The 13,371-nt window shown below is 56.0% G+C and carries 14 protein-coding genes; 6 read left to right on the top strand and 8 right to left on the bottom strand.

Annotated elements, in window-relative coordinates:
* The 5 genes from WB237_RS19435 to acpT are packed head-to-tail and all read left to right on the top strand — an operon-like array spanning position 1 to position 4,214.
* Positions 1–1,170, top strand: a complete 1,170-nt coding sequence (locus WB237_RS19435; protein WP_336215534.1) for a beta-ketoacyl-[acyl-carrier-protein] synthase family protein — start codon at positions 1–3, stop codon at positions 1,168–1,170.
* Positions 1,167–1,640 (top strand): ApeP family dehydratase, encoded by a 474-nt coding sequence (locus WB237_RS19430; RefSeq protein WP_336215532.1) that lies wholly within the window; start codon positions 1,167–1,169, stop codon positions 1,638–1,640. Before WB237_RS19435 ends, WB237_RS19430 begins: the two co-directional genes overlap by 4 nt.
* Positions 1,637–2,368, top strand: a complete 732-nt coding sequence (locus WB237_RS19425; RefSeq protein WP_336215530.1) for a 3-ketoacyl-ACP reductase FabG2 — start codon at positions 1,637–1,639, stop codon at positions 2,366–2,368. The genes WB237_RS19430 and WB237_RS19425 overlap by 4 nt, the downstream gene beginning before the upstream one ends.
* Complete coding sequence (locus WB237_RS19420; RefSeq protein WP_336215527.1) at positions 2,365–3,594, top strand: beta-ketoacyl-ACP synthase; 1,230 nt, start codon at positions 2,365–2,367, stop codon at positions 3,592–3,594. The genes WB237_RS19425 and WB237_RS19420 overlap by 4 nt, the downstream gene beginning before the upstream one ends.
* Positions 3,595–3,596: 2 nt before the next feature.
* Positions 3,597–4,214, top strand: coding sequence for a 4'-phosphopantetheinyl transferase AcpT (gene acpT, locus WB237_RS19415; RefSeq protein ID WP_336215525.1), 618 nt, complete (start codon positions 3,597–3,599; stop codon positions 4,212–4,214).
* Here acpT and arnF read toward each other — a convergent pair.
* From arnF to WB237_RS19375, 8 genes are all read right to left on the bottom strand, one after another.
* Positions 4,147–4,551, bottom strand: a complete 405-nt coding sequence (gene arnF / locus WB237_RS19410) for a 4-amino-4-deoxy-L-arabinose-phosphoundecaprenol flippase subunit ArnF (protein WP_336215523.1) — start codon at positions 4,549–4,551, stop codon at positions 4,147–4,149. The two genes, acpT and arnF, sit on opposite strands and share 68 nt — an antisense overlap.
* Positions 4,548–4,883, bottom strand: a complete 336-nt coding sequence (arnE, locus tag WB237_RS19405) for a 4-amino-4-deoxy-L-arabinose-phosphoundecaprenol flippase subunit ArnE (RefSeq protein ID WP_272910370.1) — start codon at positions 4,881–4,883, stop codon at positions 4,548–4,550. Before arnE ends, arnF begins: the two co-directional genes overlap by 4 nt.
* A complete protein-coding gene (arnT, locus tag WB237_RS19400) occupies positions 4,883–6,538 on the bottom strand; it encodes a lipid IV(A) 4-amino-4-deoxy-L-arabinosyltransferase (RefSeq protein ID WP_336215520.1) in 1,656 nt (551 codons plus the stop codon). The genes arnE and arnT overlap by 1 nt, the downstream gene beginning before the upstream one ends.
* Positions 6,535–7,437 carry a 4-deoxy-4-formamido-L-arabinose-phosphoundecaprenol deformylase gene (arnD, locus tag WB237_RS19395; RefSeq protein WP_336215519.1) on the bottom strand — a complete coding sequence of 301 codons (903 nt, stop codon included), beginning with the start codon at positions 7,435–7,437 and terminating at the stop codon, positions 6,535–6,537. Before arnD ends, arnT begins: the two co-directional genes overlap by 4 nt.
* Entirely contained in the window at positions 7,434–9,416 is a 1,983-nt protein-coding gene (arnA, locus tag WB237_RS19390; RefSeq protein ID WP_336215516.1) for a bifunctional UDP-4-amino-4-deoxy-L-arabinose formyltransferase/UDP-glucuronic acid oxidase ArnA, read from the bottom strand. The genes arnD and arnA overlap by 4 nt, the downstream gene beginning before the upstream one ends.
* The gene (gene arnC / locus WB237_RS19385; protein WP_336215693.1) at positions 9,413–10,396 is read right to left on the bottom strand and encodes an undecaprenyl-phosphate 4-deoxy-4-formamido-L-arabinose transferase; all 984 of its coding nucleotides are present in this window, start codon (positions 10,394–10,396) and stop codon (positions 9,413–9,415) included. The genes arnA and arnC overlap by 4 nt, the downstream gene beginning before the upstream one ends.
* Position 10,397: 1 nt before the next feature.
* Complete coding sequence (gene arnB / locus WB237_RS19380) at positions 10,398–11,537, bottom strand: UDP-4-amino-4-deoxy-L-arabinose aminotransferase (RefSeq protein WP_336215514.1); 1,140 nt, start codon at positions 11,535–11,537, stop codon at positions 10,398–10,400.
* Between the two features lie 326 nt (positions 11,538–11,863).
* Positions 11,864–12,367 (bottom strand): phenolic acid decarboxylase, encoded by a 504-nt coding sequence (locus tag WB237_RS19375; RefSeq protein ID WP_336215511.1) that lies wholly within the window; start codon positions 12,365–12,367, stop codon positions 11,864–11,866.
* A gap of 99 nt (positions 12,368–12,466) precedes the next feature.
* Here WB237_RS19375 and WB237_RS19370 point away from each other — a divergent pair, with 99 nt between their 5' ends.
* On the top strand, positions 12,467–13,348 hold the full coding sequence (locus WB237_RS19370) for a LysR family transcriptional regulator (RefSeq protein ID WP_336215509.1): 882 nt from the start codon (positions 12,467–12,469) through the stop codon (positions 13,346–13,348).
* The last annotated feature ends 23 nt before the right edge of the window (positions 13,349–13,371 follow it).

Here is a 13,371-nt window from a genome sequence, read left to right as displayed (position 1 = left end):
ATGATTTACATTTCCGCTGTTGGCATGGTCAACGCGCTGGGCAACTCAGCCGATGAGATCGCGGCAAACCTGAACGCCGGAGTTGCGCCGGGTATGCGTCATCGCGCAGGATGGCTGCAAGGGTTACCCGATGCCATGCTGGGTGGCGTAGAGGGTGAACTACCGCCGATACCGGATAACCTGTCAGCACATCGCAGCCGTAACAATCAGCTGTTGTTGGCTGCGCTGGCACAGATTCTGCCTGCCGTCGAGGCAGCCATTGCGCGCGTGGGTCGCGACCGCGTGGCGGTGGTGCTTGGCACCAGCACCTCGGGGCTGGATGAAGGCGATGAGTACGTGCGCCTCTCCCTGAACGGCGAGCGCAGCCCGCAATGGCAGTATCCGCAGCAGGAGCTGGGCGACCCCTCTCGCTTCCTGGCCAACTGGCTGCAGCTGGATGGCCCGGCGTATACCATTTCGACCGCATGCTCCTCCAGCGCCCGGGCGATCATCAGCGGACAGCGTCTGATCGATGCCGGACTGGTGGACGTGGCTATTGTTGGTGGTGCAGATAGCTTAAGCCGAATGCCGGTCAACGGTTTTAACAGCCTTGAATCGTTCTCGCCGACGCAGTGTGAACCGTTTGGCCGCGACCGCCGGGGGATCACCATCGGTGAAGCGGCGGCACTCATGGTGCTGACCCGCGAACCGGATCAAGTTGCGCTGCTGGGGGCGGGAGAATCGAGCGATGCTTACCATATCTCTGCCCCACATCCCGAGGGGGAAGGCGCTATTCGCGCGATTACCCAGGCACTGAACGAGGCGGGAATGACGGCAGATGACGTGGGCTATATTAATTTACATGGCACCGCCACCCCCCTCAACGATCGCATTGAGGCGCACGTGATTAACGCCCTCTTTGGCGACCGGGTACCGTGCAGTTCTACCAAACACCTCACCGGCCATACGCTTGGCGCAGCCGGGATCACCGAAGCCGCATTAAGCTGGCTGATCCTGACTCGTGATCTGCCGCTGCCACCGCAGGATTTTGCCCGCTACGCGCCGGACGACACGCTGCCGCCTTGCGGTTTACTGCATCAGAGTGCGCCGCTGACAAAACCGGTGATTTTATCGAACTCATTTGCCTTTGGCGGTAACAATGCCAGCCTTCTGCTGGGGAGAGTGTCATGAGTTATTTATCCCCCAGTGACTACCTGCCTCACGACGCGCCGATGATGCTGCTGGAGCGCGTTGAGCGTGTCACCGACAGCAGCGCGGTGTGCAGCGTCACCGTCGACGGGCACGGTGTGCTTGCTCCGTTCCTGAACGCTGACGGCGATCTGCCTGGCTGGTTTGCGCTGGAACTGATGGCCCAGACCGTGGGCGTCTGGTCTGAATGGCACCGTCTGCAAAAAGGCTTGCCCCACAGCGCGCTGGGCATGGTGTTGGGTGCGCGCGAGCTGGTATGCAGCGCAGGGCGCTTTGCCGCAGGCACCACATTAACCATCACCATCGAACGCCTGATGCAGGATGAACGTTTTGGCAGCTTTGAATGTAGTATCCAGGCAGATAACGTCCCTCTTGCCACGGGCCGCGTAAATACCTTCCAGCCCAGCGAGGACGAACTCACCTCACTTTTCACTCAGGGAGCTCCATTATGACGCGTTCCGTACTGGTTACCGGCGCCAGCAAAGGCATTGGCCGCGCAATCGCCTGTCAGCTTGCGGCTGACGGATTCACCGTGGGCGTGCATTATCATCGTGATGCTGACGGCGCTCAGGAAACGCTGGATGCGATTGTTCAGGCCGGCGGTACAGGCCGCTTACTGACGTTTGACGTGGGTAACCGCGAGCAGTGCTGCGAGGTTCTGGAACAGGAAATCAGTACGTTTGGTGCATGGTATGGCGTGGTCAGTAATGCCGGGATCACCCGCGATGGCGCATTTCCGGCGCTCAGCGAAGAGGACTGGGACAGTGTCATCCACACCAACCTCGACAGTTTTTATAACGTCATTCATCCCTGCATTATGCCGATGATTAGCACCCGCAAAGGCGGGCGAATTATCACCCTGTCGTCCGTGTCAGGCGTGATGGGCAATCGTGGACAGGTGAACTACAGTGCCGCCAAAGCCGGTATTATCGGCGCCACCAAAGCGCTGGCCATTGAACTGGCAAAGCGCAAAATTACCGTTAACTGTATCGCGCCAGGGCTGATTGATACCGGCATGATCGAGATGGAAGAGGCTGCGCTGAAAGAGGCAATGTCCATGATCCCGATGCAGCGCATGGGACAGGCCGACGAGGTGGCCGGTCTGGCGAGTTATCTGATGTCGGACCGGGCAGGCTATGTGACACGCCAGGTGATCTCGATCAACGGGGGGATGTTATGACGCGTCGGGTGGTAATCACAGGAATGGGGGGCGTGACCGCCTTTGGCGAGGACTGGCCGACCATTTCACAGCGTCTGCTTGGCTACGAAAATGCCGTACGCACCATGACGGAGTGGCAAGAATATGCCGGTCTGCAAACGCTGCTGGCCGCCCCCATCGAGGATTTCACCCTCCCGGCACACTATACCCGCAAGCGCATTCGAGCCATGGGCCGCGTGTCGTTGCTCTCCACCCGCGCCACCGAACTGGCGCTTGAGCAGGCGGGCTTGATCGATGACGCGGTACTGACGCAGGGGCAAACCGGCATCGCCTATGGTTCATCCACGGGCAGCACGGGACCTGTCAGCGACTTCGCCTCCATGCTGATGGAAAAACACACCAATAACATTACCGGCACCACCTATGTGCAAATGATGCCGCACACCACCGCGGTCAATACCGGTCTGTTCTTTGGGTTACGTGGCCGCGTAATCCCGACGTCGAGTGCCTGTACTTCCGGCAGTCAGGCCATCGGTTACGCCTGGGAAGCCATTCGCCACGGCTATCAAACCGTCATGGTTGCCGGGGGTGCCGAGGAGCTTTGTCCGTCAGAAGCGGCGGTATTTGATACGCTGTTCGCCACCAGCCAGCGCAATGACGCGCCGAAAACCACACCGTCACCCTTCGATACAGCACGCGATGGTCTGGTCATCGGTGAAGGGGCTGGCACGCTGATTCTGGAAGAGCTGGAGCACGCCAAAGCGCGCGGGGCGACTATCTACGGTGAGATCGTGGGCTTTGCCACCAACTGCGATGCGGCGCACATCACCCAACCACAGCGTGAAACCATGCAGATTTGCATGGAGCAATCGCTGGCGATGGCAGGTTTACGCGCAGCGGACATTGGGTATATTTCCGCACACGGTACCGCCACCGATCGCGGTGATATCGCCGAAAGCCAGGCCACTGCCGCCATCTTTGGCGACAGGGTCCCCATCTCCTCACTGAAGAGCTATTTTGGCCACACGTTAGGTGCCTGTGGTGCGCTGGAAGCGTGGATGAGTGTGCAGATGATGCGTGAAGGCTGGTTTGCCCCGACCCTCAATTTAAGACAACCGGATGAGCAATGCGGTGCTTTAGATTATATTATGGGGGAAGCCCGTCAGATTGACTGCGAGTATCTGCAAAGCAATAACTTCGCATTTGGCGGTATCAATACCTCTATCATCATCAAACGCTGGGCGTAACTATGTACCAGTTTATACTGGGAAAAATCTCCACCCTTAGCGCGGACCCGCTGGCGTCAACGCTCGCAGATATGGCACCTCAGGGTGCGAGACACCGTTCCTGGCTGGCTGGCAGGACGCTGCTCGCCCGGGCATTGTCCCCTTCTCTACTGCCTGACATTGTGTACGGCGAACAGGGAAAACCCGCCTTTGCAAAAGACCATCGGCTCTGGTTTAACCTGAGTCATAGCGGGGACGACATCGCCCTGCTGGTGAGCGATGAAGGCGAAGTGGGCTGTGATATCGAAGTGATCCGCCCGCGCGAGAACTGGCAGGCACTGGCGAACGCCGTTTTCAGCGTGGCGGAACATGCGGAGCTGGAGCGCGAAGCGCCGGAGGCAAAGCTACCCGCGTTCTGGGGGATCTGGACGCGAAAAGAGGCGATTGTGAAGCAGCGAGGCGGCAGTGCCTGGCAAATTGTCAGTATCGACAGCACCTCACAGTGCCACTCAGTGAGCCAGCTTCAGTTTGGCTCGCTCAGTCTCGCCGTCTGCACCCCTACCCCGTTTACCCTTACTCCCGGGGCGATTTTGCACCACGAGACGTTCGGGGCAGAAATATCACCAGCACGCCGAGAATAATAAACCCCACCCCCACCAGCCCGTGCCAGGAGAAACGTTCCTCCCAGCCAGGCAACAGGATTGCAGCGCCCCATACCAGAATATAACTGAGACTCAGCAAGGCATACGCTTTGCTGAGCGCCATACGATGCAAGGCCAGATACCAGCAGCCCATAGAGGCTACATACCCCGTTAACCCCAGCAGCAGTGCACCGGTTCCGGATGAGAAGTGCCAGATGGCAGAAATTAATGCCAGGACATCACTGACAGGGGGAAGCGCCTGCATGGCGCTTCGCAGCAGCAGCTGCGCGGCGCTGACTAACAGTACGCTGCATAAGGCCCAGAACGTCCCTTTCACAGGCTTCCTCCCAGCACAATAATGCCAATGATGATAAACCCAACCCCCAGCCAGTGATGCGAAGCAACGTTCTCACGCCAGACGGTCTTCGCCGCCAGCGTCACCCAGACAAAATTGAGGCTTAACATAGGGTAAGCAATGCCGACAGGCAGACGTTGTAACACCACCAGCCAGACCAGCATCCCGCAGCCCAGTGCCAACAGGGCCAGGCCAAGCCACAGCGCAATATGAACACCACGCCGCCCGGCTTTCGCCGGACGGGTGGCTTGCTTCTGGCAAAGCTGCCCCGCGCAGCTGAGCAAGCTTGCCAGTATCAGCCAGAGCCAGGTCATCACTTCGGTAGATACTGAAGGTAGGCCAGACGGCCCTGGATATACAGGCTGTCCGGTTCTGGCAAATTGGCACGCTTAAGATCGTCGCGTTTTGACAGCAGAATCACCAGCGATATGCGCCCCTGCTGACGATGTTCCGCCAGCCACCCGGCGAAATCAGATTTACCGACAAAACGGTCTTTCGCATCAGGGTAATCCAGGCCATAGCGCAGTTCGCCACTCTGACCAAACAGAATGATGTCATTACGCTTAAGTTCCCACGCCAGAGCAGAGGCCACACCGACATTATTGGCCAGCACAAACCGACTGTCCTGCAGCGGATCGCGCACGGTGTCGACCAGCGACTGTGGCTGTTTGGAATCCACCACCAGGTTAGGAATGGCAAAACCAATCAACAACGCCAGCCCGGCAGGACACAACGCCGCTAACCACCAGCGTTGCTGACTCTGCCTGAGCGTAAACCAGCCCACTACGGCCCAAATCAGGAACGCGACCACCGCGCAGAAGACTTTATACAGTTCTACCGACGTCCAGACCGGGTGTTTAGAGAGCCCCCACGGCGAGACGACCAGAGCGGCCACCACGCCGATGGCACCAAACGCCAGGTTGATCCCCCCGTTAATGCGCAGCACGCGAGCACCTTTTTCCGCCGCGAGGCAGGCATAGCGCGCCATCAGAATCGCCAGCGGGGCAAAACAAGGCAGGATATAGGTCGGGAGCTTGCCTTTGGCAATACTGAAGAACAGCAGCGGCATCACCACCCATCCCAGCAGATAGAATCCACCAGCCGTGTTTTGTCTGTCATTCCAGCCAAGACGGAACGCGCCTGGCAACAAGGCTAACCACGGCAGACTACCCGCGACCAGGAATGGCAGGTAATACCAGAATGGCGCTTTGTGCTGGGCATCGCTCTGGGCAAAACGCTGAATATGCTCAACCCAGAAGAAGTAACGCCAGAAATCAGGTTCACGATGTGCAATCGCCAGTGCCCAGGGCAGAACGATAAGCACACAACTCAGGATCGCCAGCCAGCCAAAAATCAGCACCTCTTTCCAGCGCTTCTGGGCGATGACCCACGGCAGCACGCCAATCACCGGTACTGCCAGCGCCAGGAAGCCTTTGGTCATCACTCCCATGCCGCAAGCCAGCCCAAGGAGCACGTACCCCCCTGCTTTTCCGACTACGGTTTCAGCCTGAGAGGCCAGCCAGAAACTGCACATCGCCGCCACCAGCCACAGGGTGATGATGGGATCCAGCACGGCATAAGTACCGATGCCGTAAACCAGGAACAGCGTCAGGAAGATAAGGCCGGAGAATATGGCAACGCGTTTATCCCGCCAGAGGCGCCAGGCCATCCAGATGACCAGCAGCGCCGCAAACCCGGTAGAGAATATGGCCCCGGCACGCACGGCAAGGTTTGTATCCCCAAACAACAATTGCCCGATACTGTTGATCCAGTAGCCAGCAATCGGTTTTTCAAAGTAACGCAGCCCCAGAAAATGCGGGACAACCCAGTCTCCTGATGCCAGCATTTCGCGGCTGATTTCCGCATATCGCGTTTCATCAGGTTGCCACAGCAGGCGGATATCGACAGGGATGAGGTAGTAAACGATAAACAGTGCGAGAAGCGCTAAGCCATAACGGGCTGTTTTCATGGGACCGGACTCACGGTTTGTTGATAGCCAAGCCAGCCTTCCCGGCCAGCCATTTCATTACGTACTATTTTGCCCACGGGCAGGACGCTGAGATCGTCTGGCAGCAACTCACTCAGCGGACAGAACTGAATTCCCTCCTGAGCAGCCATCGTCAGCAGTTCATCGAAATCATGCTGATACGCAATCCCTTCCACTTCTGCGTGGATGGTATACACCGGCGTACCGGTATCGCGATGCATGCGGTCCAGAATGTAGCGATTGAACTCCTCAGCCTTCACCTCGCGGCCAACCACTTCATCCCAGGTGGGAAGCGTGACCGGGATCTGCACCGTCCCGTAGCGATTTTCCCCTAACAGCGGTAAAAATGGCCCGGTACCGCGACAGTCGCTGTTGTAGCGGAATGCGAAGGATTCTTTGGCTTTCACAACACGTTGATCCGCACGCCACCCTGCCACGGCGGAACAACACACTGGCTGGCAGGTAATGGCCTCCAGCTCCAGCATACCGCGCTCGACTTCACGGGTCAGGCGCGATATGTCCCAGACGCCAGCCCACGCTTGCCAGGCATGGTGATCCCAGGCATGCAGGCCGACCTCATGTTGCCGTGTCGCTTCACGGATAATCGCTTCATTACCCGCACCGATACGCCTGCCGGGCCATGCGGTCCCGGCCAGCAAAATATCCCAGCCATAGAGGGATGCTGCGCGTGAGCGCAGCATTTTGAACAGAAATGCCGGTTTAATCAGACGCCATAAATGGCGTCCCATGTTGTCAGGCCCCACGCTGAAGAAAATGCTTGAACGCACATCGTGCTTGCTCAGCAGTTCCAGCAGTTTGGGTACGCCGTCACGCGTCCCCCTGAAGGTGTCGACATCAATGCGTAAACCGACTTTTTTCATGAGTCCTGTTCCGACAGCTCCACAGTGCGCAGGAAGAAATCGAGCGTCTCATCAATGGTCTGCTCCATCTTAACCGTTGGCGTCCAGTTCAGGCAGCGCTTCGCATTGCGAATGCTTGGCTTACGGTGCTCAACGTCCTGATACCCTTTGCCATAATAGCTGCTGCTTTCTACTTCGCGGAAACCGGCAAATGGCGGGAATTTATGGCGCAGTGGATGGCGCTCAAAGCTTGCCAGCAGCATCTCTGCCAGTTCACGAATGCTCGCTTCGTTGTCCGGGTTACCGATGTTGATGATCTCACCGTTGCAGCGGTTATCTTTGTTTTCGATGATGCGGAACAGCGCTTCGATACCATCGCTAATATCAGTAAAGCAGCGTTTCTGTTTGCCGCCTTCGATAAGCTTGATTGGGGAGCCCTCAACCAGGTTCAGGATCAGCTGCGTGATCGCACGTGAGCTACCGATACGCGCCGCGTTCAGGTTATCCAGACGTGGGCCCATCCAGTTAAACGGACGGAACAGGGTAAAGCGCAGGCCCTCTTTCTCACCGTAGGCCCAAATCACGCGGTCCAGCAGTTGTTTGGAGACGGAATAAATCCAGCGCTGTTTGTTGATCGGCCCGACCACCAGATTGGAGGTGTCTTCATCGAAGTTTTTGTCGGTACACATGCCGTACACTTCAGAGGTAGACGGGAAGATGATGCGTTTGTCGTATTTTACGCAATCGCGGATGATCTTCAGGTTCTCTTCGAAGTCCAGCTCGAACACGCGAAGCGGGTTACGGGTGTACTCAATCGGCGTGGCAATGGCGACCAGCGGCAGCACCACGTCGCATTTTTTAATGTGATATTCGATCCATTCTGAATGGATGCTGATATCCCCTTCCACGAAGTGGAAACGCGGGTTGCTGAGGAAACGGCTGATCGCATCAGAGCCGATATCCAGACCATAGATTTCGTAGTTATCGTCCTTGAGCAGACGTTCAGTCAGGTGGTTCCCGATAAAGCCGTTCACGCCGAGGATCAACACACGGGTGCGGCGTTTGATGGCAACAACTGGCGCACTGGTGATCAGCGCCCCGGTCACCAGACCTAAAGACTGTGCCAGTTGAGTACCCTGAACATACAGACCGTTATCGGTTTGTCCGGTCACGATCTCCAGAGCCTGCTCACCACAGCTCACGATCAGCGGGGAGACAGAGACAACGGTCCCTGGTTTTGCCGCTGGAATGTCGTCGCGCACGCGGGATTTCCAGACGATAAATTTGCTGACACCCGCAAAACTGTAAGCGCCCGGCCATGGATCGGTCACCGCACGCACCAGGTTGTGCAGCTGGCGAGCGGGTTTGTTCCAGTCCAGACGACCATCTTCCGGTGCGCGGCGGCCAAAGGTGCTCGCTTTGCTCTCATCCTGCGCAGTCTCGCTGAACGTACCGCCAAGGATCGCTGGCAGTGCATCACGCAGCAGCGTCTGCGCGGTTGCATTCAGTTTTTGATGCAGCTGCAGCGCCGTTTCGTCGGCATCAATAGCCACTTTCTGCTGTGCCACGATAGCGCCCGCATCCGCACGATGCACCATACGGTGCAGGGTCACGCCGGTTTCGGTTTCACCATTGACCAGTACCCAGTTCAGCGGCGCGCGGCCACGGTAGGCCGGCAGCAGGGAGCCGTGAAGGTTGAATGCCCCTTTGGCGGCCAGACCTAAGATCTCGTCGGAAATCAAGTTACGGTAGTAGAACGAGAAGATAACATCAGGCGCGAGCGCGCGGATGCGATCCACCCACAGCGGGTGGTTTACATCGTCCGGTGCATAAACTGGAATACCACGCTCAGCGGCGATACGCGCTACAGAGCCGAAAAAGTTATTCTCTCCCGCCGTGTCCGGATGAGTAAAGATTGCAGCAATGTCGTAGCCCGCTTCCAGCAGGGCCAGCGTGCCCGTGCACCCCATATCGTGATAGGCAAATACAACAGCTTTCATGGGTGGATTTCCTCTTGAGATGCTTTGTGTTCCTGACGGACAACACGTTGAATAAAGTAGCGCGGACGTGCGCGAACATCGTTATAGATACGGCCAATGTATTCACCCAGCAGGCCCATTCCGACAAACTGGGCGCCGATGAACATAAACAGTACGGCAAAGAGCATGAAGACCCCTTCCGCCGCCCACTGCGGGCCAAAGACCAGGCGCAGCACGACCAACAGTACGGACAGCGCAAACCCGGCCACGGCGATGATGCTGCCGAAAACGCTCAGCAGGCGCAGCGGTGTGGTGGTCAGGCAGGTGATGAGGTCGTACATCAGGTTGATGAGGCGCATAAAGCTGTACTTCGACTCCCCATGCTCGCGCTCGGCATGCATAACCGGGATTTCCGTTGCCTTACGGGCAAAGGTGTTAGCGAGAATCGGAATAAAGGTGCTGCGTTCATGGCAATGAAGCATGGCGTCGACAATATGGCGGCGGTAGGCGCGCAGCATGCAGCCATAATCGCCCATCGCTTTACCGGTAGTACGCTGGATAAGGCGGTTGATGGTGCGTGAGGCCAGCTTACGGAACATACTGTCCTGACGGTTTTGACGCACCGTACCGACAACGTCATAACCCTCATCGGCTTTCGCCACCAGACGCGGGATCTCTTCCGGCGGATTTTGCAGGTCAGCGTCCAGGGTGATGATCAGATCGCCCGTGACATGGCTGAACCCGGCCATAATAGCGGAGTGCTGGCCGTAATTACGGTTGAGCAACACGGCAACAACATGGCTGCCCTCTGCCTGTGCGGCTTCGGTCAGCATCAGTGCGGAGTTATCGCTGCTGCCATCATCCACCAGCAGAATTTCATACGCTTTGCCCATGGTGTCGCAGGCGGCGGTTGTGCGGCGGATCAGTTCAGGCAGGCTCTCCTGCTCGTTATAAACGGGGATCACCACAGAAACTTTTTGTACAGGCGGTGCACTGAACATATCAATTTCCTGCAAGCTGATGGAGCGCGGTAATGACGCGGGTTGTGTCGTCATGAGTCATGTCCGGGAAAAGAGGGAGAGAACAAATACGCGCGCTATTCCATTCTGAATTCGGGAGCGATACATCAGGAAAACGCTCGCGGTAGTATTTTTGGGTGTGAGCCGCGCGGAAATGGAGGCCGGTACCGATGCCTTTCTCTTTCAGCGCTGCCATCAGGTTGTCGCGTGAAATCCCGCAGCGCGCTTCATCAACACGAATGATAAACAGGTGCCAGGCGTGCACATGCGGCCATGACGGAATGGTGAGCGGCTGGAACGGCGTATCGGCAAGCTCCCGCAGGTAGCGTTCAGCAATTTCCTGGCGTCGTTTGTTGGCTTCTTTCAGTTTGCCCAACTGCACCAGCGCCAGCGCGGCGTTGATATCCGCCAGGTTGTATTTATAGCCCGGGGAAATCACTTCTGCCTGCGGCGCACGACCGTGCGTCTGGCGGTCATATGCGTCGACACCCAGACCGTGGAATTTCAGGCTGCGGATCCGCTGTGCCAGTTGAGCATTGTCCGTGACGACTAAGCCGCCTTCTGCACAGGTCATATTTTTAATGGCGTGGAAAGAGAAAATCGCTGTTCCCTTCCAGCCGACATGACGGTCTTTGTAGTAAGTACCGGCAGCATGGGCCGCATCTTCAATTACCGGAATACCGTGGCGTTCGCCAATGGCGTGGATGGCGTCGATTTCACACGGCGCGCCGGCATAATGAACGGGAATAATCGCTTTGGTACGCGGGGTGATGGCAGTTTCAACCGCTTCGGGTGTCACCATCAAGGTATCTTTGTCCACATCAATCATTACCGGCGTTGCGCCCAGTAAAACGATCATATTCAGAGTGGAGACCCAGGTCTGGGAGGGGGTAATGACTTCATCGCCCGGGCCAATATCCAACGCCATCAGCGTGACATGCATTCCTGCTGTTGCAGAACAAACGGCAATTGCATGCTGGTTCCCGGTAAGTTGACAGAATGCCTCTTCAAGTTCCTGATTCTTAGGCCCCGTGGTGATCCAGCCCGACATCAAAACGTCCTGAAGCGCCGCAATTTCCTCAGCGCCCATCGACGGCCGCGAAAAAGGCAGAAAATCACTCATTATTAATTTCCTTGCAATAAAAATGGCATGTTTTTGATATTAACCAAATGCCAGTCCGTATATTTCAACGAACCATAAACTTATATCAAAGTAGCTCTCTTTCCTTAGGGAAAAATTAAGACAGCATTTACAACGTTATAAGACAACTAGTAGTTAGTTGAAAAACAACAAGTTAAATTAATATTAAATATTTTTAATGTGATCTCTCGCAACATTTTGAAATGAATTCATTTAAACCAATCATCAACAAACAAAAAAAATCCCGGCTATTTCAAAATAATATGAAATAGCCGGGAACTTTTCTTTTTAGTTAATTGTCGCGCTTATTATAGGTTTTCTGGAAAGTTTTTAGGTAACTCGCTGGCTGCGCAGGCGATAATGCTTTCATTATCCGCACCGCAATCGCGTACAAAGGTGATCGTAGCAAACTCATCAATCACTTCAGTTGGATAGGCCGGACCGGCATCGCGATAGCTATTCATAAGAGGAATATGCTCGTTCTGGAAGCAGACGGTTTTTTCCGGATTGTTCATGACCCAGCGCGGGAAGAAGATGGTGCCGTGAAACAGTTTATCGCCCAGGTTTACAATCAGGCTCACATCCGTCCCGGTTGGCTCTGTCCAGGAAATTTTATAGATACTCTCCCCTACCCGTACGATATAGGCCTGCTGATCTTTTACCCAACGGTTTGCCACAAGACCGCTATGAATACGGTAATCAAGGGTGGTCTCATTTTTTACGTAAATCTCGTAGTTCCAGCCATTGTCATAGGTATAAACAAGGTGTTTGCCAACGAAGCCGCTTAAGTCGTGTTTGTCGAAGGTGTTCATAAGATGTCTCCTTTGTTTTGATGAGACGATCGTACCCCTTCAAAAAATGGATGAATAACGCTATGTTTTAATCAAATTCATCCAAAATTTAGATATGTTATGCACAAGACGACGCTGGAACAATGGTCTTTACTGGCGAAAGTGGTTGAGGCAGGTAGCTTTGCCAAAGCAGCGGAAGAAACCCACCGCAGCCAGTCCTCCGTCAGCTATAACCTGTCGCTGTTGCAGGAGCGACTGGGCGTGGCGCTGCTGGCACCAGAAGGACGACGAGCAGTGCTAACCCCCGCAGGAGAACTTCTTCTCAACCAGGTGAAACCGTTGCTGAAAGCCTTTTCGTATGTTGAGACGCGCGCAGGAACCCTTCGCAACGGGATGCGCACGCGGTTGGATCTGGTCGTAGACACGGTTTTCCCGCGTCGCCGCCTGTTCGCCATTCTGCGTCAGTTCCAGCAACAGTATCCGCAAACTCAGGTACGCCTAACCGAAGTGCTGGAAACGTCCCGTGCCGATGCCATGAATGACGAAGCCGATATCATGGTTCTGACGCGCCGCCAGGACATGACCGGGCTCGGCGAATGGCTGATGAATATCGACTTTGTTGCCGTGGCGCATCATCAGCATCCCCTCTTTAACCTCGACGCACCGCTTAACGACGACATGCTGCGCCCGTGGCCGCTCATCCAGATTGCGGACAACCAGACTACCGCGCGCGCTGCCGGCGAATCGTGGACGTTTTCCACCATTGATGCCGCCATTGAGGCCGTTGTCTCTCAGGTTGGCTACGGCTGGCTGCCAGAAGAACGCATCCAGACCCAGCTGGATCACGGTGTACTGAAACGTCTGCCGCTGAGCCACGGCGCGCGCAGAGCAACGCCGCTTCACCTGATTGTTAAACGCTCCCTCACCCCGCTTGATGAGCAGGTTGAAACGCTGGTGCGCCTTTTTAGCCATGAGCCATCATCACCACCTGCTACGCTTTAAGGTCCGAACGTTAAAACGATAAG

It is taken from the genome of Enterobacter sp. P82, assembly GCF_037053385.1.
Classification (GTDB): Bacteria; Pseudomonadota; Gammaproteobacteria; order Enterobacterales; family Enterobacteriaceae; genus Enterobacter.
This window is presented reverse-complemented; position numbering and strand designations above follow the sequence as displayed.